This window comes from Nostoc sp. (genome assembly GCF_036917095.1).
Lineage (GTDB): Bacteria > Cyanobacteriota > Cyanobacteriia > Cyanobacteriales > Nostocaceae > Nostoc.
The window spans coordinates 38,897-57,669 of record NZ_JBALFH010000054.1; the positions used below are offsets into that span (position 1 = coordinate 38,897).

Here is an 18,773-nt window from a genome sequence, read left to right on the forward strand (position 1 = left end):
ATATATAAATCTGTGAGTAGTTGACCTACAATATTTAGATTAACCTGCTATGTTGACATAGGTAGGTTGACATAGTAAGTAGACCCAGTAGGAGAATTTTTGGTGGATTCCCGATATAACCCAGCAGCGATTGAGGAAAAATGGCAAAAAACATGGGTAGAACTTGGCTTAGATAAAACACCTACAGCTAGTAACAAGCCAAAATTCTACGCTCTTTCCATGTTCCCTTATCCATCGGGCAGCCTACACATGGGTCACGTCCGTAATTATACTATTACCGACGTAATTGCCCGCCTCAAGCGAATGCAAGGGTATCGGGTAATACACCCAATGGGTTGGGATGCCTTTGGCTTACCGGCAGAAAATGCCGCCATTGATCGTGGTGTACCACCAGCAAGGTGGACTTATCAAAATATTGCCCAGATGCGGCAACAATTACAGCGTCTTGGTTTATCCATTGATTGGGAATGCGAACTTGCTACCTGTTCGCCAGACTATTACAAGTGGACACAATGGATTTTCTTGCAGTTTTTGCAAGCGGGGTTAGCTTACCAAAAAGAAGCAGCGGTGAACTGGGACCCTATCGATCAAACTGTACTGGCAAACGAGCAAGTTGATAACGAAGGACGCTCTTGGCGCAGTGGGGCAATAGTTGAGCGCAAATTGTTGCGGCAATGGTTTTTTAAGATTACTGACTACGCTGAAGAATTACTCAACGACTTGCATAAATTGACAGGTTGGCCGGAACGCGTCAAGTCGATGCAGGCAAACTGGATTGGCAAATCTACAGGTGCTTACTTAGAATTTCCCATCGTTGGGATAGATGAAAAAATCGGCGTGTACACCACACGCCCAGATACCGTTTATGGTGTCAGCTATCTGGTATTAGCACCAGAGCATCCCTTAACAAAGCGCGTCACCACAAAAGAACAACAAGCAGCAGTAGAAAGCTTTATTAAAGAGGTTTCCAATCAAAGTGAGTTGGAACGTACCGCTGAAGACAAACCTAAGCGGGGTATCCCCACAGGTGGTAAGGCAATTAACCCGTTTACAGGGGAAGAAGTGCCGATTTGGATTGCTGACTATGTACTGTATGAGTATGGTACTGGAGCAGTGATGGGTGTACCAGCACACGATGTCCGGGATTTTAAGTTTGCCAAAAATTACGATTTGCCGATTGATTTTGTCATTGTTTCCCCAGATGATGTTGCAGGTTTTGACTTAACTCCAACATCAGAGATAGATGAAGTTACACAACTCATCCAAATTGAATATAACCAGGCGTACACCGAACCAGGAATTTTAATTAATTCTGGGCTTTTTACTGGTATGACTTCCACTGATGCTAAACAAGCAATAATTGAATACGCCGAAAAACAAGGTTTTGGTAAAGTGCGGGTGCAGTATCGCTTGCGGGATTGGTTGATTTCGCGGCAGCGTTACTGGGGCGCACCGATACCTGTAATTCACTGTCCTAATTGTGGGATAGTGCCAGTTCCCGATAAAGATTTGCCAGTACAGTTGCCAGAAGAAGTGGAATTTACTGGACGTGGCGGTTCGCCTTTGACTCAGTTGGAAAGTTGGGTAAATGTGGCTTGTCCGACTTGTGGCACTCCAGCAAAGCGGGAAACCGACACGATGGATACTTTTATTGATTCCTCGTGGTATTACTTGCGCTTCCCTGACGCTAAGAATGAACAACAGGTTTTCGATTCCAGTAAAATTAACGATTGGATGCCAGTCGATCAGTACGTGGGTGGGATTGAACACGCGATTTTACATTTGTTGTATTCGCGGTTCTTTACTAAGGTACTGCGGGACAGAGGGTTACTGAACTTTGATGAACCCTTCCAACGCCTGTTAACTCAAGGTATGGTACAGGGTTTAACTTACACAAATCCCAATAAGGCTGGTAAAGATAAGTGGGTTCCCTTTAATCTGGTTAATCCAAACGATCCACGAGATCCTAAGACAGGTGAAGCACTGCAACTCGTTTATGCCACCATGTCTAAATCAAAGGGTAATGGTGTAGCCCCAGAAGATGTAATTGCCAAATACGGTGTAGATACAGCGCGGATGTTCATCTTGTTCAAAGCGCCGCCAGAAAAAGACCTGGAATGGGATGAAGCCGATGTGGAAGGACAATCCCGCTTTTTAAATCGGGTTTGGCGTTTGGTGACAGATTATGTTGCGGCTGGGGTATCTCGTAAAAAAGCCCAACTCGCTGATTTAACTAAGGCAGAAAAGGAATTGCGGCGGGCAATTCACACGGCTATTCAAGCGGTGACAGAAGACGTGGAAGACGAATATCAATTCAACACAGCTATTTCAGAATTGATGAAGTTGAGTAATGCCTTAACCGATGCCAGCGACAAAAATTCACCAATTTATGCAGAAGGTATTCGGACTTTGGTGGTATTACTAGCACCCTTTGCACCACACATTGCTGATGAATTGTGGCATTTATTGGGTGAAAGTAATTTTGTTCACACTCAAACTTGGCCGTCATTTGACCCTGTTGCTTTGGTAGCCGATGAAATCACTTTAGTGATTCAAGTTATGGGTAAAACTCGCGGCGCAATTCAAGTACCAGCACAAGCAGATAAAGCAGCGTTGGAGAAATACGCCCGTGAATCAGAAATTGCCCAGCGTTACATCGAAGGTAAAGAGATCAAAAAGGTAATTGTAGTGCCTGGGAAGCTGGTGAATTTTGTAGTTAGCTAGTAGTAGAGGGAAGAGAACACAGTCAGGAATGACGCACTGAAAACCTGAACGTTGATTCCCTCTAGACTACGCCAGCTGCTTAAAAGCGGGTTATCCAAAGAACTACAAATTTTTTAATATTCATACAGGCTCGTATTTATTACGGCACGGATGCTAAGGCCATCAAGTATGTGTTTCAAGAAATAATGTAACAGTAGTTTCCTTCTCTGGTATATGTGTATTTAAAAACATATGTATTATCGTCCAGAGAGTAAAACTATTTTATTTATACACGAAAAAGTGCTTGAGAGTTTTGCTCACTCAAGCACTTTTTCGTAAAAGCTTATACCAGCTCACTTGTTTGCTGCAAAATTTGAAATCTGCAACACTCCCTTGGGAGGGAGCATTGCGGGGATAACTTATGACAAACATGTGGTGAAATGGTATCACTCCTTGCACTAACTAAGAATATCTCTTTTGCAAGAATACCGGGGATCTGATGAGTGACAGTTTATGAACTGACACTAGTTAAAAACGACTCACCATGAATGGTAACTAACAAGACTAAGCACGATTGTAGCAATTTTGTAAGTATAGTATAAAAAATGATGGTCTATTAAGGATCGCCTACCTCTTAGTGCAGTTTCTCTTCGGTGCAGTAACTAGTAGCATAAATATCTCAAATTTGGCGAAAATTCACTGTAAACCCTCAGTAGAAAATCCTCTTTAATGTAAGTGAAAGATGGTTTGGATATGGAGATAGAAGCGATTTAGACTGAAATAAATCATCACCTCCTCAATGGATAAAGGTATTCTTTAGAGATGGCAACTTGAGAACAAATTATCGACCCAAGCAGATTGAAAAGTTTGGGTTAGGTATCTTCTATCTCTTAACAAACGGTAACATCCAAGTCTTCCGCATAGTGTAGGTGGTTACTTCCTTGATTGAAGCAAAACACAGCTTTTTCACCAATGATTTCCGCGGTATTGAAAACGATTTCGCGTGTTTCTATAAAAACAACAGAGGTGGATTATGGGTAAGATTTAAGAATTCATCATACCTGTGCCTAAAATTGTGAGAGTCTAGATGGACGCTTTCCCCTTGGCTAAAATAGCCACTCCCCTACGAGCAGACGCCTTAACCCAGCGTCTAGGTGTGTGGTAAGATTGCCTGGAACAGAGATTTCATCTGAGTTGGAGTCTTATATAAATTGCAAAGGTCAAGCTGACCGATGATTAACCCCACTCTACTTTTCCTATGGATTCGGAAAATATACAACAAGACTGGTAACAAACTAAGTGTAATTTCTAAATGAATATCTAGAATCTGCTACCAGACTGAACGAACTTCACACAATTTTGACTTTTATTTGACTTTTAGGATAGACACATGAACGATAAGCTGATGCTAATGATTCCAGGCCCAACCCCGGTGCCAGAAGCTGCCTTACTGGCATTAGCCAAGCATCCGATTGGGCACCGTACTAGTGAATTTAGCAACATATTGGCAGAGGTGACGGAAAACCTCAAGTGGCTGCACCAAACTCAAAGTGATGTGCTGACACTGAATGTCAGTGGTACGGGTGCTGTAGAAGCTGGAATAATTAATTTTCTCTCTCCAGGCGATCGCATTTTAGTTGGCTCTAATGGTAAATTTGGCGAACGCTGGGTAGAAGTTGGTCAAGCCTACGGTTTGAATGTAGAAGAAGTTAAGGTGGAATGGGGAAAACCCTTAGACCCCGCAGTATTTGCCGAAAAACTCCAAGCAGATACTCAAAAGCAAATTAAAGCCGTAATTATTACCCACAGCGAAACCTCGACGGGTGTGTTGAACGATCTAGAAACCATCAATCGCCACGTCAAAGAACACGGTGAAGCTTTAATTATCGTTGATGCCGTCACCAGCTTGGGTGCGTTCAATCTTCCTGTGGATGCTTGGGGTTTGGATATAGTCGCCTCCGGTTCCCAAAAAGGTTATATGATTCCGCCGGGATTGGGTTTTGTCTCTGTCAGCCCCAAAGCTTGGGAAGCTTACAAAACTGCGAAGCTACCGAAATATTATTTGGACTTAGGCAAATATCGTAAAGCCACAGCCAAAAATACAACTCCATTTACCCCGCCTGTGAACTTGATCGTCGCGCTGCACACCACGTTGCGAATCATGAAAGAAGAAGGGTTGGAATCAATATTTGCTCGACACGAACGGCTCAAGAATGCTACTCGCGCCGCTATTCAAGGGTTAAATTTACCCTTGCTTGCAGCAGATAGTTCCGCCAGTCCGGCGATTACGGCTGTAGCACCGCAGGGAATTGAACCCGATAAGATTCGTTCATTGATGAAAAAACGCTTTGATATTGCCCTAGCAGGCGGTCAAGACCATTTGAGTAACAAAATTTTCCGTATTGGTCACTTGGGTTTTGTGAGCGATCGCGATATTCTTAGCTGTATAGCATCCTTAGAAGTTACTCTCAGAGAACTTGGCTACGAAGACTTTACCCCTGGATCTGGTATAGCGGCAGCAGTTAGAGTGTTTAGTCAGTCCTGAGTACCGAGTCATAAGTGATGAGTATGATTTTTACTCAGCACTAAATCAAGAGAGCGAGTTAAATTATCAACTCGCTCTCTTGATTTATGTATATATGAGTAGAAACCGCCAAAGATAAATTCCTTATATATCAACCTTTGCATAAGGTAGAGTGGATGTGACACGCCTACATTCTCCTGAATCAGCTAGTCATAAGCTAATTCTATTAATTCGCATCGAATCAATAGCTAAGAGGCTAGCACGATTGCTTTTCTTCTCTACGAGACGCTACGCGAACATTTTGAATTTTGAATTTCTTAGCTATGCCGTCTCCAACCAATCATAAATTTGTTCTAACTGCTCTAGAGTAATCAGCCCATACTGCCAAAGAATCATTGCCAAAGGGCCTGGATCTTGCTCCCGATGCCGAAGCGCCACCGCCAGCGATGCTGTGGAAATTGCTAAATCTTCTTGCAAAAAATTAATCAGTCGAGAATATTTTGATGGTGACATTTGTATCTCACCTCCTTGTGCAGAATGTATTGTCATATATCAGTTCACCATTGCTTGGTAGCCAGTAGCCAGTATTTTATCTGTCACGGTGCCGTTATCGGCTATACACCCCAACACAGTTTTTTCGATCTGCCTTCAAGGGAAGCTTCTCATTAAGGGTCTGAGAAATAGAAATTTTCGTACAAATCATCTGCTCGATTCTCAAGCAGTATTTTTAGTTAGTTAGATTGGCTCATTTTGTTTACTTTTGTGCTTTGTTTAATTACACATGTAGTAACAAAGATTCCATAGCCTATACTCTCTTATTGGCGACTATTTACACTTACACCCAAGGGAGTATTTTTGCAACCAAATCTTAAGACCGCGATTTTAGGTTGGAGGACAGTAGAATTTTTACATTATTACCACAGTTTTTAAATAGTAGCGTTACAGATGACTGTTTTACCACATAAAGTGACATTTTTTACAGAAAAAACATAAATTTTGATCGTCTTGGCTCTGAACAGAGCAACTACCCAAATCTTTATCCCTGCAAAGCACCGAAGTCTCAATACTCGATTTTGACAATATCGCCCACTTTCAACTTCAATTCGGCGGCTCTTCCAGAGCGAAGTTCAATCACCTTATCGATTGGTGTATTGGGGCCATAGGTAGGACAAGGTTCACTTGCACAAGGAGGTGCAGCAGCCTGTATATATTTAACTATGCCTTTATGTAGAAATACCATATCCAAAGGCACAGGTACATTCTTCATCCAGAAACTAACTGGTTGTGCTGAAGGGAAGCCAAACAGCATCCCCCGGTTATCTGGCAACGCTGGCCGATACATCAACCCCTTCGCTTGCTGTTGTGGCGTCTGCGCTACTTCTAATTGAATCGTTGTGCCATTAGGAACAATAGCTTTAGCAGTAATTGGTAGTGTTTGACCTAAATTCTGTGTTGCTGGAGTTTGAGAACCAGAGGTGAGGCTGGGAGGTTTAGCTGTTGTTGGCACAGAACAGCCTAACAATAAAATACTCAGCAACATCGAGAACAAACTTAGCCAGCGAGTCATCATTATTTTCGATTTTGTAATTTAGATTTCAATTTTACAGAATTTAAGCTAAAAAGCCCACGGCTTTTATTCGTCCCGTAATCCAGAGGCGTTTTCAACCTCGATTAACAAGACTTGGGGCAAAATTCCCTTGTTAAAAATAGGCAAACTGACGCCACAGTGTACTAGGATTCTCTTAAAACGTAACCAACGCCTCGCACTGTTTGAATGAGGCGCTTTTGACCTTCATCTTCGATTTTTAACCGCAAGTAACGGATGTACACTTCAATTACATTCGACTCACCCAGAAAGTCATAACCCCAAACATTTTCTAAAATTTGTTCGCGGGTTAACACCTCACGGGGATGTTCCATTAAGAATTTTAATAGTTCAAATTCCTTCATTGTTAAGTCAATTGCCCGTCCGCTATGTATCGCACGGCGAGTTGCTATGTCTAAAATTAAATCCCCAAAGCGCAACTGCTCTGTGGTATCCACATCGGGTTTTAAGTAGAGGCGAATCAGCTTCAAAAAGTCTTCTGAGCGGTAAGGCTTGAGGATGTAATCATCCGCTCCAGCTTCTAGACAAGCTACACGATCGTCGACTGTATCCCTTGCCATTAAAATCAACACAGGCGATCGCATACCGGTGCTTCTCAGATTTTTGCACAAAGAGAGTCCTGATTCTCCTGCTAACATCCGGTCTAAAACAATTAAAGCAGGTTGGCGATCGCGACAGTGTTGTAAACCACTGGTCGCATCATGAGCCAAAATTGATTCATAGCCAGCTTCTTGCAAATCGCAAGAAAGCTGATTTGCTAGGCTCTCATCGGTTTCAATCACCAAAACACAGGGACTTTGAGCAACTGTCATAAGAATTTGGGATATTGGATTGGGGATTGTAAAGATATTCCAGAGAAAATCTTTACATCAGTTATAAAGTGCAGTTACGAGTTTTTAATGATGGAGCAATCCTGATTTGACACGCTGCTAAGAATCTTTTAGCACGTTCAGGTGTCAGCCATCTAATTCTCCGATGCAATCTTAATAACTAACTCCAAATACCATCCCTACACCAGTAATTCTGGAAGGAAATCACCAAACTGGAAACAGGGCATAGGGCACGGGGAGATAAAAGGGAGAAAGAAGCAATGCCCAATGCCCAATAACTACGGCAATTCTACCGAAGTTGGTTTAGCGATATGTGGCAAACCCCAACCTAATTTTTCTCGCAAAATTCGGAAAAATTCAGGCGGTTGCAGGCGGATAAATCGGGCACTATATTGCGATCGCTCCATATATACCCGATCTTCTGGTAGTATATAGCACCCCCCATTGCCATCTACCACCATAACCAAGCGAGGAATGTTGACTGGGTAAATGTTGACCGATTCAGTATCTGGAAATACTAATGCTCTAGAAGCTAGGGAATGGGGACAAATGGGTACTAGCTGTAAAACAGGTACGCCAGGAGTCACCACTGGCCCACCAGCACTCAATGAGTAAGCTGTAGAACCAGTAGGCGTAGAAACAATTACACCATCCGCTGCAATATCTACTGGCGCATGACGCCCTATGGCAATTTCAAAATGGCACATAGAGGTCAAAGGTTCTCGATGCAGAACCATTTCATTCAGGCAGAGGGCTTCCCACAGGACTGAATCTCCCCGAAACACTTTGACGGTGAGCATAGCTCGTTCTTCTATTTCATACTCACCCGCCATCAACTGTTCTAGTGCTTGGGGTAATTGATTCAGGAAAGTTTCTGTCAAAAATCCCATATGGCCGGTATTCACTGTTAGCAATGGAATACCACAGGGGGCGACTTGACGAGACGCTGCTAAAACAGTGCCGTCTCCCCCTAATACCACTGCAAACTCCATATCTGAGTCAAAACCAGGGGGTGTCAGACCGTCAATGGGGGTGTGGCACACAGGACTCTCCGGGTTAGAGTAGCCCAGTATCCCACCGATACTCGATGTCATAGACACATCCCAACCGGCAGCGGTTAGCTTGTCTTTCAACTCGATAGCGACACGACCCGCTATCGGTTTAACGTCATTGTAGATAATGCCTGCTTTCGGCACACTCAAATATCCAAATTTAGGCGATGCTCTGTATTATGTAATCCTTACACATTTTTGACCATGTAGTCATTAATCTAGAGTCAAATATCCAGAGTCTAGAGTTTAATGACTAATCTGACATTTCACCTCATGTGGAAAAGCTAACCCCAAACTTAACCCCCCAGCCATCTTACCTAGTAAAGAAGGGGGAGAATTTAAAGCCTTTCTCCTGCAAGGAAGAGGTTTTCTAGACCCCGGGAAAAGTCAGAATGACTAATATCTGTTTTGTAATGACTATTGACTATTGACTTTTGAAGATTGTTTAAAAGGAGTTTTTTTAGATGATTTCTGCTTTTTGGTTTTATTTTTCTCGTAGTCTAACTCTTTGAGCTTTTTCATTATTCGGCTGAAGTACTCTTGTAGATAGCTTTCTAGCGTTGTGGTTTGTTGCCGATCTAAACCAAAGACTGCGTATACTTCATCCATTGAAGCATCCAACTGTTTACCACTAGCCAATACTTCTGTAAACGCTAGCCTGTCCGCTACGTTCCATCCCCACTGAAAAAATCGCATTATGCCCCGCACGGCACGCAGTAAGCTGATTGGCATCCGCGTTACTCTGGCGTCTTTTCCAGATAAGCGTTCGCACAGGTTGATGATTTCCTCTGCACTCCATGCACGAGTACCTACTACAGGGAAAGCTTGGTTTTCTGTTTCTGGTACACTCAGTGCTCGGATAGCAAATTTAGCAATATCCTGAGTGTCCATATAGGCGATGGGAGAAGAATTACCTGTTACCCAAACGGGCTGTGCTTCCAAAATCGGAATTCCGTACTGACTAATTAACCCTTGCATAAACCCAGCTAGCCGCAAGATGGTGTAATTCAAGCCTGACTCAGCCAAGAAGAGTTCTGTACACCGCTTAATTTCCATTAGCGGCACTTCTGGGTATTTATCAGCATCTAAAATCGAAAAGAAGATAAAACGCTCTACACCTGCTGCTTTCGCAGCTTGAATCAATGCTACTTTGCCCTCCCAGTCCACTTGTTTGATACTTAGTGAATCTGTCGGGCGAGATGTTGAGGCATCAATAACTTGGGTTACACCAACTAAAGCTTCCGCTAAGGTATCTGGGTAACGTAAATTTCCTGGTACGAGTTCCGCACCCCATTCTTTAAGAAAAGCTGCTTTTTTGCTGCTGCGAACAAGACAGCGTACTTTATATCCCTCATCGATAGCACGACGAGCCACTTGTCTTCCTAAGGTGCCAGTGGCACCGACGATTAATAATGTCATGAGGGTTGTAATAAATTTTAATGTTTTATGAAAAGAATGTTATCAGAATAACCTATGCAAACAAAACTTTACATCTTTTCTCAGAAAATCTATTTATTTAGATAGACTTATGGGAAAATAGCTGTCCGGCTAACGGACAAGCTTTTTTCCCAATCAACGAAAAGTATGAGCGATCGCTTGGGGCGTTCAGAACTTTTCGATGAAAAAGGGAGTGGGCAGTGGCGAATGAGGAGAATAATAACTCTTAACTCAGCACTGGCTCAACGCCCCGCTACTGCTAACAGCGCTCAATTATTCTTCGCCGCCCTGAATTTTCAGTAACAACGCGCCTAAGCCCCAGCCTACGAAGATTAAACCGAAAGACAATAGAGCTGCATTCAAAATTTCGCCGCCCATTGGTGTGATTCTCCTTATGCAAAGTGGTGTGTAAACTAGGTCTACCAGAAGCTTTTCAATAGTTGCTGTAGGATTAGACCTGTGTAAATAATTTTAAACTAGTTTAGCAGGCAATCCCTACTGTGGAGGGGGGTGAGGGAGATGAAGGATTTGATGAGCATAATTATGAAGAAAATTTATGTATCAAAATAATCAAGCTAATTTAGTAAATTTTGGTGAAGAAAATCGTCCGCGTTTGGCGATGACGCTGGGAGATCCGGCGGGAATTGGGCCGGAGGTGATTTTGAAAGCTTTAGCAGAGCCGGAAATTATTAAAAAATATAACGTTACAGTGGTGGGTAGCCGGGATTTGCTGGCACAGACTTATCGCAATCTGAATTTAACTGGTAATTTAGCACCTGTGGCAAATCCAGACGAGTTGTCAGTTAGTGATGTGCTGTTGGGTGCGGAAATTGGTGAAATTATCCCAGGAAAAGGTAATACAGCAAGTGGTGCTGCGAGTTTTGCGTATATGGAATATGCGATCGCTCAAACACTCGCTGGTAAATTTGATGGTATTGTCACAGGGCCGATCGCTAAATCTGCTTGGAAAGCCGCAGGGTATAATTATCCAGGGCAAACGGAACTTTTGGCGCAAAAGTCAGGTGTTGACCGTTTTGGGATGTTATTTGTGGCGCGATCGCCCCATACTGGTTGGACACTGCGTGCTTTACTTGCCACCACGCATATTCCCCTACGTCAAGTAGCCGATACATTGACACCGCAGTTGTTGACACAAAAACTGGATTTGCTGGTGGAGTGTTTGGAGAAAGATTTTGGTATAGATAGAGGGAGAATTGCGATCGCAGGTTTAAATCCGCATAGTGGCGAACAGGGACAACTTGGACATGAAGAACAGGATTGGCTAATTCCCTGGTTGGAGCAAGAGCGGCAAAAAAGACCACAATTACAGCTAGATGGGCCAATACCGCCAGATACGATGTGGGTTAAACCTGGTCAAGCTTGGTATGGAAATTCTTTAGTACAAAATCCAGCTGATGGTTACTTGGCACTTTACCACGACCAAGGTTTAATTCCTGTGAAATTGATGGCGTTCGATCGGGCAGTTAATACTTCTATTGGCCTTCCTTTTGTTCGGACTTCACCGGATCATGGAACAGCGTTTGATATTGCAGGTAAGGGAATTGCTGATGCTACGAGTATGAAAGCAGCGATACATTTAGCGGCTGAGTTGGTTAGTCAAAGATTGGCGGCGAGAAAACTATGAATTATTTCATGATTTATAACTAGACTTGTCGAAAGAATCATGGAAGTCCAACCAAGAGAAATTAGGAATTATCTGACAGTAGATGGAAAAAATATTTTTGATGAGTGGCTTGATTCTCTGCGAGATAGAAGAGCAAAAGCTAAAATAAGAGCCAGACTTGACCGAGTTGAAGATGGTAATTTAGGTGATTGTAAGTCAGTTGGAGAAGGTGTTTTTGAATTGAGAATCGACTATGGGCCAGGCTACCGCATATACTTTGGAGAAGAAGGGATAACAATTATTATTCTTTTATGTGGTGGAGATAAAAGCACTCAGAAACAAGATGTTGATAAAGCTCAGGAATATTGGAAAGACTATAGGAGTAGAGATAATGCCTAGAAGTGTAAGCTATCACGAAGGACTAGTTAAACATCTCCAAGATCCATTAGAAGCAGCATCTTATATCGAAGTAGTTCTAGAAGAGGGCGATCCTAAAATGTTAGGAAAAGCACTCAAAAATGTGATTAAGGCACAGGGTGGAATTGATCGGTTTCCAGCGCCAGTTAAGCAATGCTATGAGCAACTTGACTTGATGTTATCTGAGCAAGGAGAAATTGAATTTTATTGTCTGAGGAAATTACTGGATGCATTGGGATTACAGCTAGCAGTAACAGTGAAGTCAGTATGAGGTGATTTTTTAAGGACAGTTGAAATCGCTCAGTCTTATACCTTCCCAATTTATTTTTACAATTTATAAATTCCCTCTCGAAGTTATCACTCTATATTTTAAGTAAGCAATAAGACTAATGCTGACTCAGATGAGTCATTTTTTTATGAAGTACTCCTGAAATCGGAAAGCTCAGGAATTAGTATTTTCGTCAGGTGCTTCAAACTTGTAACCATAGCCGCGCACAGTTTTAATAAACTCCGGTATGCTGGCATCGACTTCCATCTTCTTGCGAAGCTGACCAATATGCACATCAACCACCCGGCCATCTCCTACGTAGTCGCAACCCCAGATTTTTTGGATTAACTGTGGGCGACTCCAAGCCTGATTAGGATGACTTGCCAAAAAATGTAAGATATTAAATTCCAGCGCTGTTAAGGCGAGAGGTTTATCGTTAAGTGTTACCTCCCGACCCTCTGGGTTAATTGCTAGCTGCTTGAAAACGATACGCTGTGTTGGGGAGGGGTTGATGTAGCGTATCCGCCTCAAAAGAGCTTCTACTCTAACTTCAACTTCTGCAAGACTAAATGGTTTAGTCATGAAATCATCAGCACCTGCGCTTAAGATTTTAATTTTATCAGCCTCGTCAGTCCTACTAGTCAGTATCAGCACTAAAACATTAGTGCGACTTTGCATTTCTTGACAGAGGTTATAACCATTAGCATCTGGCAAATTCCAATCCAGAATTACTAAAGCTGGGTTAAATTGCTCAAACAACGATAAAGCAGTCTTACCATCTGCTGCCGACTCTATTTGATATTTGCGACTTAAAAAACGATAGACGAGATTTCTCACGCCGAAGTCGTCATCGACGATCATAATTTTGGGAGTAGTAGCGGTAACCATAACCATAATGTTGCCTATAGTAGATTGGGCGATTCGCTGTTGCGCCAGTTTTGCTTTACGTGTTTGTGTTGAGAGTGTATTCACGCGCGTCTCTGCTGAGTCCGATCGCCACTGTAGTACTTGTACACAATAATTAATTTTCTATGAAGTTTATGAAAACTTCAGCCATCTTAATGCTTATCGAATGTATAAGTATTGTACGAATTTTGTATATTTTTGAATTTATGTTGTGTAGGTTGGAACTTTTATACTTAATATAAGTGTAATCGAAGACCATCTTTATAACCGCAAATAGTAGAGAGAAACACCAAACGCCCGGCAATTACTAAAATTTTGGAAGGAACAACACTCCCCGATCGATTAGGTATCTATAAAGACTTACAAACTAAGCTATAAGCCAATCTAAATTCTAAACTCCTACTTATCCAAGTGTACTCTAGCTAACAGGTATGTCCTATTGAAGAGGGTCTACGAAAATTTACTCAGCGTGCATTTACATGTAGCTACCCTCTTAAGCATATACTATACTACAATTTTCAGCCTGAGACTATGATAGGCCAAGGACTGAGAGCATCGCCAGAAGGCATTAAGGCAGCAAAAACAGCTTTAACAGACAAAACTTGGAGTCAGCATAAATTAGCAACGGGTTTAAACATTACACGTCAACCAGATTCCAAATTTTTACCAAAATATAGACAGCAATCCAGAGAAATTTAGGGGCTGGTAGCAAGCTAAGGGTAAAACCTGGAGTAAACAGTTAAGAGCTACGCTGATTAAATATCGCAATATTGGTTACGACTGGCAGTTCAACTAACAGCAAAAAGAATTGCTTCAGCAATATTACGATGTCAATAAATTGCTGGTAGATTGCCTCAATAGTGCTGCAAGAAATTGAAGAGACATTATTGCGATCGCAGATATTGAAAAGGTACGCAATTCCTGTACTAATCTCTGAATATTTTTAATTTTTAGACTATTTTTTAATTAATTAGCTAGGGAATTTAATAAATTTAAATTTATTTATAATCTGTCTGAATATTCAATATTTTATATATAAACTTAAAATGTATTTATATAAGTTAATACAAAAACCTGAGTTACTTATAGTCTAAGTTGACAGTATTTGCAATGGATTAATTGGTAGAAAATATTTTAATTACTAACTCTATCTTAGGAGAGATTTTCAGGATATTCATCCCAGAGAAAGAGCAATTAAATATGCTTAGTCCGTTAAATTGCAATTACGTCAGTTAGGAATAAATTATGGTTAACAACATAGTAGGCGGTATCATTCCCCCACAGCCACCAATAGAAGCGCAATCTGATGTTCATACGCTGAAGTCTCGTCTAGAATGGGGCGAACCAGCTTTTACAATACTTGATGTGCGCGATCGCAACACCTTTAACGAAGGTCACATCATGGGAGCAATGCCGATGCCCATAGATCAATTGGTAGAGCGTGCAGTACCTTCTTTGGATAAGAGCCGTGATATTTACGTTTACGGTGCTAATGAAGAAGAAACTGCCCAAGCCGCACAACAACTGCGTTCTAATGGATTTGAGCATGTCTCCCAACTCAAAGGTGGTCTTGCGGCATGGAAGGCTATCGGTGGGCCAACAGAAGGCATTGTTGAATCAAAAACTCCCCCAGGTGCAGATGACTACAATGTAGTAGATCGGCTAAAAAATCATCAAGAAAATCAGCCAAAGGGAGGCCCTAGCGCGACGGAAGCCATTAAAAAAGGAGCTAGTGACCTCAAAGAAAACATTCAAGAGGGAGCCAGTAACCTCAAAGAAAACATTCAAGAGGGAGCCAGTAACCTCAAAGAAAACATTCAAGAGGGAGCCAGTAACCTCAAAGAAGGAATTAGTGAATCTAAAGACACTGAATAATTCCAATCTTGGCTCTTAGGCAAAAATAACTTAGAAAATTAGCGAATAGACCTCTTGCATAAATCAAGAATAAGAACCCCACTCTACCTTTGACTTACGTCTAATTCTCTCCTCGCAACCAAAGAGGAGAGTTTAGGGATGGGGTGTTAGGAAATTTTCCAAGAGGTCTAATCTCGATTTATTGCGAACAAAAAAGTCACAATTCAGCAGTCAAAAGACAGAATATTGTCTCTTGCAATATTTGCTCTCCAGATAAATAACTTTTGCAAGAGACTTGATGAGGGGCGCTTACAAGGAAGAATGAAAAAATTTTCCCTATCCCCTGTAACCTGTTCCCTATTTTTAAGGCAGGTTGACTGTTCGCTCAATGTTCAAACAAATCTTTAAATTGCAATAAATCTAAGGAAACTATTGTTGGTAGAAATTCAAAACATTCTTGAGCAATTTCCCAACGTTCTTCTCGTTTGAGCATTTGTATTAGCTTCTGCTGCACGCTAAGTAAGTAGCGCACATCATTGGCAGCATAACTCAGTTGAGCTTCAGATAAACTAGTGGCGTTACCCCAATCAGAACTTTGAGAGCTTTTATCTAGTTCCACTTGTTCTAACTCTTGCACCACATCTTTGAGTCCGTGGCGATTTGTGTAAGTACGCGCTAACTTACTGGCAATTTTGGTGCAAAAAACAGGCCGAACCTGAATCCCCAGATTGGCTCGCAAAGTCGCAAGGTCAAAGCGAGCAAAGTGAAACACTTTTACAACATTCGCCGCTTCCAAGAGTTTTTTTAAGTTTGGAGCCTCAGCTTGTCCTTTAGCTATGCGGATTACAGCCACTTTCCCTTCAGGGTTGCACAGTTGGACAAGACACAAGCGATCGCGTTGCGGCAATAATCCCATCGTTTCTGTATCAACTGCGATCGCTGTAGATTCTAAATACTGTTCAAGGGCTGCGTCACTGAGATCGCGATCGCTCACCTGAAAATCTTGTAATGTCATGAATTGTTCAAAAATAATTGTAGTGTCCAACAGATAAAAGTCTTGTCAGACACTACATTATTATTGTGCAAAACAATCAGAAATTAAATCTACCTAGTGCGAAAGAAAAGCTGTGTCAGGTAAACTTCGCCTTGATTATTAGTAGCAACGCCAATTCCAGTCAGGTTGTAATTTCCTTTAAGGTTCTTTAAATGTCCGGGACTGTTGATCCAACCAGTAACAGCTTCGTCTACAGGGCTGCTATATCCCCGGTTGAAAGCAACATTTTCCGCCGCACTGTTGTAGCGTAGAGGGATAGCTTTGACTCGCCGTTCAAATCCCTGATGGCTAAATGGGGTTTTACCTTTAGCCATATTTTGACTATGAATTCTTGCCTGTCGAGTAATATTTGCATTTAGGGTCAACTTTGGCAGCCCTTTAGAAGCCCGATATCGATTAATTTGGTCAAAAACTGATTTTTCTAACTCCGTAGTTTTAAAAGTAGGAGTCGATATAGCAACCTGACTGGAAAAAAGCGACAACAGCTTATTACGGGTGGATGTATTTGTAGAAGGATGATTTGGTATCGGAACAGTCGTTAATCCACTAGCAAGGACAAGCGCACTTAAAGCGATGCCAAAAGCAGTTTGTCGGAACATGGAGAATTGCGTAATGTGTAGAGATATAAGACTTCTACTCTATCCTATTGTTCCGACGATACATAGCACGATACTATTAAGGATTGATGAATTTTGGCAATCTGGCTATATCGTTGGATCGGAAGTATAAACAATCTGAACAATTGTCAATACTTGAATAGGTCAGCTTCATAAAATCACGGTTATTTTGGCTGAGAATTTAAGATTTTCATCAATTACTAAAAAAATAATGTAGTTTTCAATAAACAAATGTCATTGAAACTACATTATTCAACATCTAGTAAAAGCTTTGGTAGCAGGCTGAAGTCTTGGGAATTTGAGAAGAAAACTTAAATTTACCAAATCTATCAGCGAAGGAAAATTTGTGTAAAGTAGATTTCGCCTCTACTATTCTTGACGACACCAATCCCCGTCTTATCATAATTACCTCTGATATTGGCAAGATGCCCTGGACTTTTGAGCCAGCCTTGAACAGCTTTCGTCGCAGGATCGCTATATCCCTGGTTGTAAGCGACATTTTCAGCAGCTCCTCTGTAGGAAATACCGATCGCTCTAACACGTTCTGAAAATCCTGTATGTCCAAAGGGAACTGTACCGTTAGCCATATTCTGACTGTGAATCCTGGCTTGATTATCGATGGCAGAATTACGAGTCAACTTTGCTAGCCCTTGGGAAGCTCTGTAGTTATTAATTTGGTTGAAAACCGACTGTTCTTGAGCAGCTGTATCGATGCTAGATGCTGCCATATAAACAGTATCACTTAATACATGTGAAGATTTTGCTGTAAAAGTTGGATTTGTTACGGGAGTAGCGATCGCTCCACTACCGAGAACAATAGTGCCTAAAGCAACGCTGTAAATTATTGATTTAATCATTTGCTGGTAGTAAACTTTTAGACAATCTAACCAACTAATATCAATGTGACAAATTGCTTATAGGCTTATATATCTAAATTTATGCCCTTTTTTGTTCAATAGCTACCAGTAATCGTTTAAATACACGATTTTACGAAGGAATCATGCTGTTTAAGAGATAATTGTCTTCTACCATTAGTATGTATGTCGAGCTAATTTACATAATGTACTTAGGCTACTATATAGTGTAATTACTAGGCTATTTTGATTTTTATAGTTCTAAGTTATGCTTATCCATCCTAAGAATTCAGGTATATTACTGTTTTTAGGTATATTCCATAGCTTTGTTGATGTCTAAAAAGCAGTAAAAACCGCTTGTGTAAGTTGAAGGTGCAGAATGTAGGATATAAATTGCACGGATATCTTCAGCAAAATATTTGCGTGATTTCAACTAGCCTTGGTTAAAGGTTTCTAACTCTTGCTGTACCACGCGCAATAGCCGTGCAATATATTCTGCACGCCATCGGTTAACGGGGGAATTTCATGCAGCAAAATGCGAAAAACCACTAAGTCAAATGATTTAAAGTAAATATTAAGTAAGGTGCATTACGGCTTGAGCCTAACGCACCATGTTCTCTGGCGGTGCGTTAGGCGCTTTGATCGTGTTTTTCGTGACAAATTAGCTCAAATATATGCGCCTAACACACCCTACTGGCGTGGCAAGGCTAAAATGTTGCAAAAAAATTGTAGGTTGGGTGGAGCGGAGCGCAACCCAACCTACGTCTACTAACCCACTAGCCAAAGATTTAAAGTTGCGTCAATGGTTTTGCCCCAGTTGCAGTAACTATAATTTCAGTTCAAAAAATATCCCGTCGTAGGGGCACAAGGCCTTGCGCCCCTACAAATCTATAAATAATTTGGGATAATTTATTTTTTGCAAGTCCCTAAACGCAAGTCTAAATATTTTGAGCGAGGGATTAAGATTATAGCCGCCGTAGGTATCCCGGCGGCTATTAACGCGTGTCAAGAACTTGGAAGTCCTGAA

The 18,773-nt window shown here is 41.5% G+C and carries 17 protein-coding genes and 2 pseudogenes; 9 read left to right on the top strand and 10 right to left on the bottom strand.

Going from position 1 to position 18,773, the window contains the following annotated elements; translation table 11 throughout:
* Nucleotides 1-102: 102 nt before the first annotated feature.
* A complete protein-coding gene (leuS, locus tag V7L01_RS31775) occupies nucleotides 103-2,724 on the top strand; it encodes a leucine--tRNA ligase (protein WP_335042068.1) in 2,622 nt (873 codons plus the stop codon).
* A gap of 1,369 nt (nucleotides 2,725-4,093) precedes the next feature.
* Nucleotides 4,094-5,248 carry a pyridoxal-phosphate-dependent aminotransferase family protein gene (locus V7L01_RS31780; RefSeq protein ID WP_335042070.1) on the top strand — a complete coding sequence of 385 codons (1,155 nt, stop codon included), beginning with the start codon at nucleotides 4,094-4,096 and terminating at the stop codon, nucleotides 5,246-5,248.
* A gap of 300 nt (nucleotides 5,249-5,548) precedes the next feature.
* On the opposite strand, the gene V7L01_RS31785 is transcribed toward V7L01_RS31780, so the two are convergent.
* From V7L01_RS31785 to V7L01_RS31805, 5 genes are all read right to left on the bottom strand, one after another.
* Entirely contained in the window at nucleotides 5,549-5,776 is a 228-nt protein-coding gene (locus V7L01_RS31785) for a DUF2949 domain-containing protein (RefSeq protein WP_292719964.1), read from the bottom strand.
* A gap of 511 nt (nucleotides 5,777-6,287) precedes the next feature.
* Nucleotides 6,288-6,794, bottom strand: coding sequence for a DUF192 domain-containing protein (locus V7L01_RS31790; RefSeq protein WP_335042261.1), 507 nt, complete (start codon nucleotides 6,792-6,794; stop codon nucleotides 6,288-6,290).
* Nucleotides 6,795-6,958: 164 nt separating this feature from the next.
* Nucleotides 6,959-7,645, bottom strand: a complete 687-nt coding sequence (gene nblR, locus V7L01_RS31795; RefSeq protein WP_229488708.1) for a response regulator transcription factor NblR — start codon at nucleotides 7,643-7,645, stop codon at nucleotides 6,959-6,961.
* Nucleotides 7,646-7,941: 296 nt separating this feature from the next.
* Nucleotides 7,942-8,859: an NAD(+) kinase gene (locus V7L01_RS31800; RefSeq protein ID WP_335042073.1), complete on the bottom strand. Its 918-nt coding sequence runs from the start codon at nucleotides 8,857-8,859 to the stop codon at nucleotides 7,942-7,944.
* Between the two features lie 273 nt (nucleotides 8,860-9,132).
* A complete protein-coding gene (locus V7L01_RS31805) occupies nucleotides 9,133-10,134 on the bottom strand; it encodes an SDR family oxidoreductase (RefSeq protein WP_335042075.1) in 1,002 nt (333 codons plus the stop codon).
* A 165-nt stretch (nucleotides 10,135-10,299) separates the two neighbouring features.
* On the opposite strand from V7L01_RS31805, the gene V7L01_RS31810 reads away from it, so the two are divergent.
* Entirely contained in the window at nucleotides 10,300-10,455 is a 156-nt protein-coding gene (locus V7L01_RS31810; protein ID WP_335042273.1) for a hypothetical protein, read from the top strand.
* On the opposite strand, the gene petM is transcribed toward V7L01_RS31810, so the two are convergent.
* Entirely contained in the window at nucleotides 10,426-10,530 is a 105-nt protein-coding gene (petM, locus tag V7L01_RS31815; RefSeq protein ID WP_109009093.1) for a cytochrome b6-f complex subunit PetM, read from the bottom strand. The genes V7L01_RS31810 and petM overlap by 30 nt on opposite strands.
* Before the next feature lie 178 nt (nucleotides 10,531-10,708).
* Between petM and pdxA the strand changes: the two genes are divergently transcribed.
* The 3 genes from pdxA to V7L01_RS31830 are packed head-to-tail and all read left to right on the top strand — an operon-like array spanning nucleotide 10,709 to nucleotide 12,464.
* Complete coding sequence (gene pdxA, locus V7L01_RS31820; RefSeq protein ID WP_335042078.1) at nucleotides 10,709-11,797, top strand: 4-hydroxythreonine-4-phosphate dehydrogenase PdxA; 1,089 nt, start codon at nucleotides 10,709-10,711, stop codon at nucleotides 11,795-11,797.
* Between the two features lie 39 nt (nucleotides 11,798-11,836).
* Nucleotides 11,837-12,175 carry a type II toxin-antitoxin system RelE/ParE family toxin gene (locus V7L01_RS31825; RefSeq protein ID WP_335042080.1) on the top strand — a complete coding sequence of 113 codons (339 nt, stop codon included), beginning with the start codon at nucleotides 11,837-11,839 and terminating at the stop codon, nucleotides 12,173-12,175.
* Nucleotides 12,168-12,464, top strand: a complete 297-nt coding sequence (locus tag V7L01_RS31830; protein ID WP_335042082.1) for a helix-turn-helix domain-containing transcriptional regulator — start codon at nucleotides 12,168-12,170, stop codon at nucleotides 12,462-12,464. Before V7L01_RS31825 ends, V7L01_RS31830 begins: the two co-directional genes overlap by 8 nt.
* Nucleotides 12,465-12,635: 171 nt before the next feature.
* Here V7L01_RS31830 and V7L01_RS31835 read toward each other — a convergent pair whose 3' ends face one another.
* A complete protein-coding gene (locus V7L01_RS31835; protein ID WP_335042263.1) occupies nucleotides 12,636-13,355 on the bottom strand; it encodes a response regulator transcription factor in 720 nt (239 codons plus the stop codon).
* 543 nt (nucleotides 13,356-13,898) lie between these two features.
* On the opposite strand from V7L01_RS31835, the gene V7L01_RS31840 reads away from it, so the two are divergent.
* From V7L01_RS31840 to V7L01_RS31845, 3 genes and pseudogenes are all read left to right on the top strand, one after another.
* On the top strand, nucleotides 13,899-14,066 hold the full coding sequence (locus V7L01_RS31840; protein WP_335042084.1) for a hypothetical protein: 168 nt from the start codon (nucleotides 13,899-13,901) through the stop codon (nucleotides 14,064-14,066).
* 22 nt (nucleotides 14,067-14,088) lie between these two features.
* A pseudogene (locus V7L01_RS35535) lies at nucleotides 14,089-14,244 on the top strand (NACHT C-terminal helical domain 2-containing protein); the annotation flags it as partial.
* A 368-nt stretch (nucleotides 14,245-14,612) separates the two neighbouring features.
* Nucleotides 14,613-15,059, top strand: a pseudogene (locus V7L01_RS31845) (rhodanese-like domain-containing protein); the annotation flags it as partial.
* Nucleotides 15,060-15,606: 547 nt separating this feature from the next.
* Here V7L01_RS31845 and V7L01_RS31850 read toward each other — a convergent pair.
* From V7L01_RS31850 to V7L01_RS31860, 3 genes are all read right to left on the bottom strand, one after another.
* Nucleotides 15,607-16,236: a ribonuclease H-like domain-containing protein gene (locus V7L01_RS31850; RefSeq protein ID WP_335042085.1), complete on the bottom strand. Its 630-nt coding sequence runs from the start codon at nucleotides 16,234-16,236 to the stop codon at nucleotides 15,607-15,609.
* A gap of 89 nt (nucleotides 16,237-16,325) precedes the next feature.
* Nucleotides 16,326-16,874, bottom strand: coding sequence for a CAP domain-containing protein (locus tag V7L01_RS31855; RefSeq protein ID WP_335042087.1), 549 nt, complete (start codon nucleotides 16,872-16,874; stop codon nucleotides 16,326-16,328).
* 347 nt (nucleotides 16,875-17,221) lie between these two features.
* Entirely contained in the window at nucleotides 17,222-17,749 is a 528-nt protein-coding gene (locus V7L01_RS31860; protein WP_335042089.1) for a CAP domain-containing protein, read from the bottom strand.
* Nucleotides 17,750-18,773: the final 1,024 nt, after the last annotated feature.

Excerpts from the sequence above, each read along its gene's own strand:
- nblR (WP_229488708.1), bottom strand. The coding sequence starts at position 7,645 with ATGACAGTTGCTCAAAGTCCCTGTGTTTTGGTGATTGAAACCGATGAG.
- V7L01_RS31785 (WP_292719964.1), bottom strand. The coding sequence starts at position 5,776 with ATGACAATACATTCTGCACAAGGAGGTGAGATACAAATGTCACCATCA.
- V7L01_RS31835 (WP_335042263.1), bottom strand. The coding sequence starts at position 13,355 with ATGGTTATGGTTACCGCTACTACTCCCAAAATTATGATCGTCGATGAC.
- V7L01_RS31790 (WP_335042261.1), bottom strand. The coding sequence starts at position 6,794 with ATGACTCGCTGGCTAAGTTTGTTCTCGATGTTGCTGAGTATTTTATTG.
- V7L01_RS31830 (WP_335042082.1), top strand. The coding sequence starts at position 12,168 with ATGCCTAGAAGTGTAAGCTATCACGAAGGACTAGTTAAACATCTCCAA.
- V7L01_RS31825 (WP_335042080.1), top strand. The coding sequence starts at position 11,837 with ATGGAAGTCCAACCAAGAGAAATTAGGAATTATCTGACAGTAGATGGA.
- V7L01_RS31855 (WP_335042087.1), bottom strand. The coding sequence starts at position 16,874 with ATGTTCCGACAAACTGCTTTTGGCATCGCTTTAAGTGCGCTTGTCCTT.
- V7L01_RS31840 (WP_335042084.1), top strand. The coding sequence starts at position 13,899 with ATGATAGGCCAAGGACTGAGAGCATCGCCAGAAGGCATTAAGGCAGCA.
- V7L01_RS31810 (WP_335042273.1), top strand. The coding sequence starts at position 10,300 with ATGAGCGATCGCTTGGGGCGTTCAGAACTTTTCGATGAAAAAGGGAGT.
- V7L01_RS31860 (WP_335042089.1), bottom strand. The coding sequence starts at position 17,749 with ATGATTAAATCAATAATTTACAGCGTTGCTTTAGGCACTATTGTTCTC.
- pdxA (WP_335042078.1), top strand. The coding sequence starts at position 10,709 with ATGTATCAAAATAATCAAGCTAATTTAGTAAATTTTGGTGAAGAAAAT.
- petM (WP_109009093.1), bottom strand. The coding sequence starts at position 10,530 with ATGGGCGGCGAAATTTTGAATGCAGCTCTATTGTCTTTCGGTTTAATC.
- V7L01_RS31805 (WP_335042075.1), bottom strand. The coding sequence starts at position 10,134 with ATGACATTATTAATCGTCGGTGCCACTGGCACCTTAGGAAGACAAGTG.
- V7L01_RS31780 (WP_335042070.1), top strand. The coding sequence starts at position 4,094 with ATGAACGATAAGCTGATGCTAATGATTCCAGGCCCAACCCCGGTGCCA.
- V7L01_RS31850 (WP_335042085.1), bottom strand. The coding sequence starts at position 16,236 with ATGACATTACAAGATTTTCAGGTGAGCGATCGCGATCTCAGTGACGCA.